This window comes from Halobacterium bonnevillei (genome assembly GCF_009831555.1).
Taxonomy (GTDB): domain Archaea; phylum Halobacteriota; class Halobacteria; order Halobacteriales; family Halobacteriaceae; genus Halobacterium; species Halobacterium bonnevillei.
Genome location: NZ_WUUU01000143.1, coordinates 1 through 7643 on the forward strand (window position 1 = coordinate 1; position 7643 = coordinate 7643).

The 7643-nt window shown below is 68.3% G+C and carries 5 protein-coding genes and 1 pseudogene; 3 read left to right on the forward strand and 3 right to left on the reverse strand.

Features of this window, described 5'->3' with window-relative positions:
* Together GRX66_RS14320 and GRX66_RS14325 are read right to left on the reverse strand one after the other, a co-directional pair.
* Positions 1 to 671: inorganic phosphate transporter (locus GRX66_RS14320; RefSeq protein ID WP_159527166.1), on the reverse strand; the 671-nt coding region annotated here is incomplete at its 3' end.
* A 79-nt stretch (positions 672 to 750) separates the two neighbouring features.
* Positions 751 to 2093 (reverse strand): annotated as a pseudogene (locus GRX66_RS14325) (hemolysin family protein).
* A 135-nt stretch (positions 2094 to 2228) separates the two neighbouring features.
* On the opposite strand from GRX66_RS14325, the gene GRX66_RS14330 reads away from it, so the two are divergent.
* From GRX66_RS14330 to GRX66_RS14340, 3 genes are all read left to right on the forward strand, one after another.
* Positions 2229 to 3143: an MBL fold metallo-hydrolase gene (locus GRX66_RS14330; protein ID WP_159527167.1), complete on the forward strand. Its 915-nt coding sequence runs from the start codon at positions 2229 to 2231 to the stop codon at positions 3141 to 3143.
* 5 nt (positions 3144 to 3148) lie between these two features.
* On the forward strand, positions 3149 to 5086 hold the full coding sequence (locus GRX66_RS14335) for an AMP-dependent synthetase/ligase (RefSeq protein WP_159527168.1): 1938 nt from the start codon (positions 3149 to 3151) through the stop codon (positions 5084 to 5086).
* Between the two features lie 94 nt (positions 5087 to 5180).
* A complete protein-coding gene (locus tag GRX66_RS14340; protein ID WP_325064127.1) occupies positions 5181 to 7043 on the forward strand; it encodes a cation:proton antiporter domain-containing protein in 1863 nt (620 codons plus the stop codon).
* Between the two features lie 71 nt (positions 7044 to 7114).
* On the opposite strand, the gene GRX66_RS14345 is transcribed toward GRX66_RS14340, so the two are convergent.
* A complete protein-coding gene (locus tag GRX66_RS14345) occupies positions 7115 to 7606 on the reverse strand; it encodes a GtrA family protein (RefSeq protein ID WP_159527170.1) in 492 nt (163 codons plus the stop codon).
* Positions 7607 to 7643: the final 37 nt, after the last annotated feature.

The following is a 7643-nucleotide window of genomic DNA, read 5'->3' on the forward strand; positions in this document are numbered from 1 at the left end:
GCGAACGCGCCGGCGCCGATGGCGGCCGCGCCGACGAGCACGCCCGGCGTCATCGTGAGCTGCCCGCTGCCGACCAGGGGCGCGACGGCGTTCGCGACGTTGCTCGCGCCCGCGGAGAACGCCATGTAACAGCCGACGCCGACGGTCAACACCTGGCCGAGGCGCCGGCGACCCTCGGCCTGGAAGTCGAGGACTGCGGCGATGCGGTCGTAGCAGTACCGGCCGACGACCGCCGCAATCCAGAACGCCGCGATGGCGGACACCACCCACCACGTCACGACTTCGCCGACGACCCGCCAGTCGAGGACGCCAAGCGCCGCGCCCATGCCGACCACCGCGCCGACCGCGGTCTGACTGGTGCCGACGGACACCCGGAGAATGTTCCCGAGCAGGATGCCGACGCCGATGAACAACAGGACGCCGATGGAGGCGCCCAGCGTGAAGTACTCCGCGGGCACGAAGTCCGTGCCGAGCGTGTCCACGACGGCGGGACCGACGGCCAGGCCGCCCGCGAACACGAACACCGCCATCAGTGCGGAGGCGGCGCGCATCGAGAGCACGCCGCTCCCCGTCGCTGGCCCGAACGCCACGCCCGTCGAGGATCCGCCGACGTTCACGCCGACGAAGACGGCCGTCGCGAGGCCGACGACGAACAGCACCGACACCGACATAGCCGTCTCGAGAGACGCGGGCGCGGCAAGTAAGTCTGACCATCAGTCCGCTATTCGACGGCCGGGACGGCCAGCCCGTTCACTCCCCGTTCTCCCTGTCGGCGTCCCGGTCGGCCTCAGTCGGTCGCACGACGAGGCGCTCGATTCTGGCGTCCGCGACGGCGTCGACGCGGACGACGTAGCCGTCTCGTTCGATCTCCTCGCCGACCTCCGGGACGCGGCCGAAGTGACTGAACACGAACCCGCCGATGGTCTCGACGTCGTCAGTCTCGAACCCGGCGTCGAGGCGGTCGTTGACCTCCTGGAGCGGCACGCCGCCGTCGACGACGTAGGTGCCGTCGGTGCGCTGCTCGATAGTCGGTTCGTCGACGGCCGCGTCGAACTCGTCCTGGATGTCGCCGACGATCTCCTCGAGGATGTCCTCGATGGTGACGATGCCCTCGAAGACGCCCCACTCGTCGATGACCACGGCCATCTGGCCGCCGCCCCGCGTCTGGAACTCGCCGAGGATCTCGTCGATGCGTCGCGTCTCCGGGACGACCAGCACGTCGCGGGCGAGTTCGCGGGCGGTCACCGACTCGTCGCCGCCGGTTTCGATCGCGCGGAGCACGTCTTTCGCGTGCACGAATCCGAGCGGTCGCTCGCCGTCGTCGTCGAGCACGAGGTAGCGCGTGAACCGGCCCTCGGCGGCGAGCGTCCGGAGTTCCGGGAGTTCCGTCGGCGCCGTCACCGTCTCGACGTCCGGGCGCGGCGTCATCACCTCACGCGCGATCGTGTCGCCGAGTTCGAAGACGCTCTCGATCATCTCGACTCGTCGACGTCCACGTGGCCGGTCTCCTCGGAGTGCGTCAGGATCATCCGGATCTCCTCCTCGGTGTGGGTCTCCTCGCTCTCGGAGGCCGGGGAGACGCCCGCGAGGCGCGTGAAGTAGTTCGCCGTGCCGTTGAAGACGATGATGCCGGGCATGAACACGTAGTAGAAGAACTTCATCAGCGGCGCGACCAGGAACGCCACGCGCTCGGCTTCCTGGATGGCGAACGTCTTCGGCGCGAGCTCCCCGAAGACGACGTGCAGGAACGTGATGAATCCGAACCCGAGCGCGAACGCCACGATGTGAACCGTTCCCGCGGGGAGGAGTTCGCCGAGCACGGGGTCGATGAGCGCCGCGACGGCGGGCTCCCCGATCCACCCCAGGCCCAGCGAGGACAGCGTGATGCCGAGCTGGCTGACCGCGAGGTAGTCGTCGAGGTTCTGGATGGCGTCCTGGACGAGCGCCGCGCCAGGCTTCCCCTCCTGGACGAGCGCGTTCACCTGTGTCGGCCGGATCTTCACGAACGCGAACTCCGCGGCCACGAACACCCCGTTCATCACGACGAGGAAGAACGCGAGCAGCAGTCCGCCCACGGAAACGAGTTCAACCATACGTGAATCAGGGCCCCGGCGAACTTGTAGGGGGCGGTACAGTCTTCGGGGACGCCGGTGGTCGCGGCGGCTGCGGCTATCGTCGACGCCGCCCGCACGCGAAGGCTTTTGCGTTCCGGCGTGCCGGTTTCCAGTATGGCTCCCGGCGACGTGTTCGACGTCGAACAGTGCAGCGACATCGCGTACGTGGACACCGGTATGTACGACACCGGCGAGTACGGCTCGGTCTACGTCGTCGACGCCGACCGCCCCGCCATCGTGGACACGGGCATCGGCACGAACTACGAGCGGATTCTTGGCGCGCTCGACGAACGCGGTATCGCGCGGGACGAACTCGCGGCGATTCTCGTCACGCACGTCCACCTCGACCACGCGGGCGGCGCGGGCTACGTCGCCGAGGCGTGCCCGAACGCGGACGTGTACGTCCACGAGATCGGCGCTCCTCACCTCGTCGGCCCCGAGCGCCTCGTCGAGGGGACGAAGAAGGCGGTCGGCGACCAGTGGCAGCACTACGTCGAGCCGAAACCGCTATCCGAGGACCGAATCGTCGAACTCGAGGACGGCGACGAGGTCGACCTCGGGTCGCGGACGCTGACCGCACACCACGTACCGGGGCACGCCCCCCACCAGGTGGTCTACGAGGACCACGCGGACGACGCCGTGTTCACGGCCGACGCCGCGGGCATCTGGGTGCCCAGCCAGGACCGCGTGCGTGAGACGAGCCCGCCGCCGAACTTCGACCTCGAGCAGGCCATCACGGACGTCGAACTGATTCGGCGTCTCGACCCCGACGTATTGCTGTACGCGCACTTCGGCCCGGGGCCGGACGACGTCGACGCCGTGCTCCGCCAGTACGAGCAGGTGCTGCGGGACTGGGTGGAGACGGTGAAACACGAAGTCGTCGAACGCGGCAGCGAGGAGGCCGCTATCGACCACCTCTCGGTGACTACGGACGTCGAGACTGTGTGGGGCGAACAGAAGGCGCGCGAGGAAACTGCAATGAACGTTCGTGGAGTTCTCCACTATCTTAAGACCCGTGAGAACGAGTGACGCGCATGGACTTCCGTGAAGCCGAACGCCAGTACGAGGACGAGGTCGTCGGGGAGACGACACTCCCCCGAATGTTCGAGGACGCCGCCGCGCGGTACACGGACCAGCCAGCACAGGGGTACAAGGGCGGCATCTACCGGCGAACGCTGACTCCCGACGTCCTGCCGCCCGCGCCGGACGGCGACTACGAGAACGTGACGTACGGCGAACTGCGCGACATCGTCCGCAACCTCGCCGCCGGCTTCCGCGACCTCGGCGTGGCCGAGGGGGACCGCGTCGGCCTCTTCGCGCACACTCGCATGGAGTGGGCGCAGTGCGACTTCGCCCTCCTCGCCGCCGGGGCCGCGGTCACCACCGTGTACGCCAGTTCCAGCCCCCGCCAGGTCGAGCACTTGCTCGGCGACAGCGAGGCGACGGCGGTCGTCGTGGAGGGCGAGGAAGAACTTGCCCGCGTCCGCGAAGTCGAAGACCGCCTCGACCTGGAGTTCGTCGTGACGATGGACCAGGTCGCCGACGAGAACGCCATCCCGCTCTCGGACGTCTACGAGCGCGGCAGGGACGCCTACGACCGCGAGACCTACGAGTCGTGGCTCGCCGACCGGGACCTCGACGACCTCGCCAGCCTCATCTACACGTCCGGGACCACGGGCATGCCGAAGGGCGTCGCGCTCACGCACGCGAACTTCCGGGCGAACGTCAATCAGTGCCGGAAGCGCTTCGGGCCGCGCCCGGACAAGACCGACCTCCCCGCCATCACCGAGGACTCCCGCGTCGTCTCCTACCTGCCGCTCGCGCACGTCTTCGAGCGCCTCTCAGGACACTTCCTGATGTTCGCGTCCGGCGCCCACGTCTGTTACGCGGAGTCCCCGGACACGCTCCGCGAGGACTTCACGCTGTGCGAACCGACGTCCGGGACGAGCGTCCCTCGCGTCTACGAGAAACTGTTCGACGCGGTCCGCGAGCAGGCCACCGAATCCCCGACGAAAGAACGCATCTTCGAGTGGGCGACCGAGGTCGGCCGCCAGTACCACGAGGCCGACGACCCCGGCCTCTCGCTGCGCGTCAGGCGCGCACTCGCCGACAAGCTCGTCTTCGAGAAGGTCCGGGACGCGCTCGGCGGGAACGTCGACTTCTTCATCTCCGGTGGTGGCTCCCTGTCGGCGGAACTGTGCGCGCTCTACCACGGCATGGGCCTCCCGATTCTGGAGGGGTACGGCCTCACCGAGACCAGCCCCGTCGTCTCCGTGAACCCTCCGGAGCGCCCGCAGGTCGGCACCATCGGCCCGCCGGTGCCGGACACCGATGTCCGCGTCGACGAGTCCATCGCCAGCCCCCAGCAGCGCGACCGGGCAGACGGCGACGTCGGCGAACTGCTCGTGCGCGGCCCGCAGGTCTTCGACGGCTACTGGGGCCTCGAGGACGAGACGGAGCAGGCGTTCACGGAGATCGAGGGCCAGGAGTGGTTCCGGACGGGCGACGTCGTCGAGATTCGGAGCGACGACTACGTGCGGTTCCTCGAGCGCGCGAAACAGATTCTCACGCTCTCGACGGGGAAGAACGTCGCCCCCGGCCCCATCGAGGACGCGTTCGCCGCGAGCCCGCTCGTCGAGCAGGCGATGGTCGTCGGGAACAACCGGAAGTTCGTCTCCGCGGTCATCGTCCCGAACTTCACAGGGGTCCGCAAGTGGGCGGACGCCGAGGACGTCGACGTCCCCGACGACAAGGCCGCCATGTGCCGGGACGACCGCGTCGAAGCGCGCATCCAGCAGGAGGTGGACGACGTCAACGACGACCTCGAGGACTACGAACAGATCAAACGGTTCCGCCTGGTGCCCACGGAGTTCACAGAGGAGAACGACCTCCTGACGCCGACGATGAAGAAGAAGCGACGGAACATTCTCGACGCGTTCGCGGACGAGATCGGGACCATCTACGCGGAGTGACTCGCCTCGGTGCCAGCGGGTTCGGCCGCGACCCGGGTTGTTTAAGGACTGTCACACAGAATCACGGGACGATGCCGGCACTGGAGGCGGTCGCGTGAGCACTGAACTCATCCCACTGGTCGCGACGATCATCGCCCTCGGCGTAGCGGCGCAAGTGCTCGCCGACCGCCTGCAAGTGCCGAGCGTGCTGTTCCTCGTCATCGCGGGTATCGCCGTCGGGCCGGAAGTACTGGGCATCGTCACTCTCGAGACGTTCGGCGGCGCGGAGACGCTGTCGGGCATCGTCGGCCTGTCGGTCGCGATCATCGTCTTCGAGGGTGCGTTCCACCTGAAACTCCCGAAACTCCGGGAGGCGCCGGGCGCCGCGATCAGGCTGACGACGCTCGGGGCGGCCATCTCGCTGGTCGGGACCGCCCTCGCCGTCCGGTTCATCCTCGGCGCCGGATGGGACATGTCGTTCCTCATCGGGAGCCTGCTCGTCGCCACTGGCCCGACGGTCATCACGCCGATCATGAACATCGTCCCGGTTCGCAACCGGGTCGCCGCCGCGCTCGAGACCGAGGGCGTCGTCAACGACGTCACCGCGGCCATCCTCGCCATCGTCGTCTTCGAATTCGTGAACAACCCGAGGCTGACGGAACTCCAGATCGCCGAGGAGTTCGTCATCCGCCTCGGCATCGGCGTGGTGTTCGGCCTGTTCGTCGCGGCCGTCGTCTGGTACCTGCTCCGGCACGTCGAACTCTCGCGGGGGAACGCCCCGCAGAACGCCCGCCTCATCGTCCTCGCGGGCGCACTGGTCGCGTACGGCGGCGCGGACTTCGTGCGCGGGGAAGCGGGCATCGCCGCGGTCGCCACGGCCGGCATGGTGCTCGGGAACGCCAACCTCCCCTACGAGGAGGAGATCGAGGCGTTCAAGGGCGACGTGACGCTGGTCGTCCTGTCGTTCGTGTTCATCGCGCTCGCCGCCCTCCTGTCGTTCGAGAACCTCGTCCAGCTCGGCGTGGCCGGGCTGCTCGTCGTCGCGCTCGTCGCGCTCGTCATCCGACCGCTGGGGGTCTTCCTCTCGACGCGCGGCGGCCGATACACCACGGCCGAACGGACGTTCATGAGCGCCGTCGGCCCGCGCGGCATCATCCCCGCCTCCGTCGCGACGCTGTTCGCCGTCCAGTTGCAGGGTGCCGGCATGGACGACGCCGCGAGCCTGCTCGTCGGCGTCGTCTTCCTCGTCATCCTCCTGACCGTCGTCATCGAGGGCGGATTCGCCAGACACATCGCACAAGCACTCGACGTCATACCAATGCGTGTCATCATCGTCGGCGGCGGCACCGTCGGTCGCGCGCTCGCTGAGCGCCTCGAAGACCGTGGTGAGAACGTCGTCCTGGTCGAAGCGGACGAACAGATGGTCGAACGAGCGCGCAACGAAGGGTTCACCGTCCACAACGGGGACGGCACGGACACCGAAGAGTTGCGCGCCGCGGGCGCGGAGAACGCCCGCATCGTCGTCGCTGCGACCGGTGACGACGACGTCAACCTGCTGGTCGCCCAGCTCGCCGACTCGAAGTTCGACGTCGACACCATCATCGCTCGCGCGAACAACCCGGACAACGTCGACGCGTTCGAGGACCTCGGCGTTCGGACGGTGTCGTCGTCGATGGCGACCGCGTGGGGCATCGACAACATCATCGAGCGCCCCGCGCTCGCCAACTGGATGACCGAGATCGGTCGCGCGGGCGACGTCCAGGAGGTCGAGGTCACCTCCGAGGACATCGTCGGGAAGACCATCGACGAGATCGACGAGGAACTCCCGAACGGCGCCATCATCGGCCTCGTCGGTCGCGAGGGCGAAAGCGAGGTGCCATCCGGCGACTTCACGCTCCAGCACGGCGACCACCTCACGTTCCTCGGCCGGAAGGACGCGGTCCGCGAGGCCCTGGAGTGGTGTCACCCCCACGACTGACTGCTAGCGTTCCCCGTTCGACTGACTACTGGCTTCGCCCAACCCACGACTGACCGCTGGCGGCCCGCTCGCTATTCTCCGGGGTCGTCGTGGTGGACGCGCCACGTGAACAGGCTCTCGAAGACGTAGTTCACGAGCATCGCGACGCCGATGGCGCCGCCCTTCACGACCACCAGCCAGAGGTCGACGCCCGCGACCGCGAGGTCCACGGTCACCGTGTAGAAGACGGCGACGAACAGCACGTACTGGATGGTCGACCCGCCCGCGCGAACGAGGTGCGACCGCAGCAAGCGGCGGCCGACAGAGCGAACGTCCATCGCGCCCTCGCCGGCGAACGTCCAGTGCTCGTTCACCGCGAACATCACGAGAATCGCGGTCTCGATGCTGGCGACGTTCGCGATCGCGGCGGACAGGCCCGCGACCTGCGTGAGCAACACGAGCGTCGTCACGTCGAAGACGGCGCCGACCGCGCCGACGGACACGAACTGGCCGAACCGCACGGCCGACGCTAGTTCCTCGAAGCGTTCGGGCACCACCGCCTGCAGTCGGTCGTCCAGCGTCATCTGTGCCGGTCGACGAGCGCGGGCGGTTCGTCGCGGC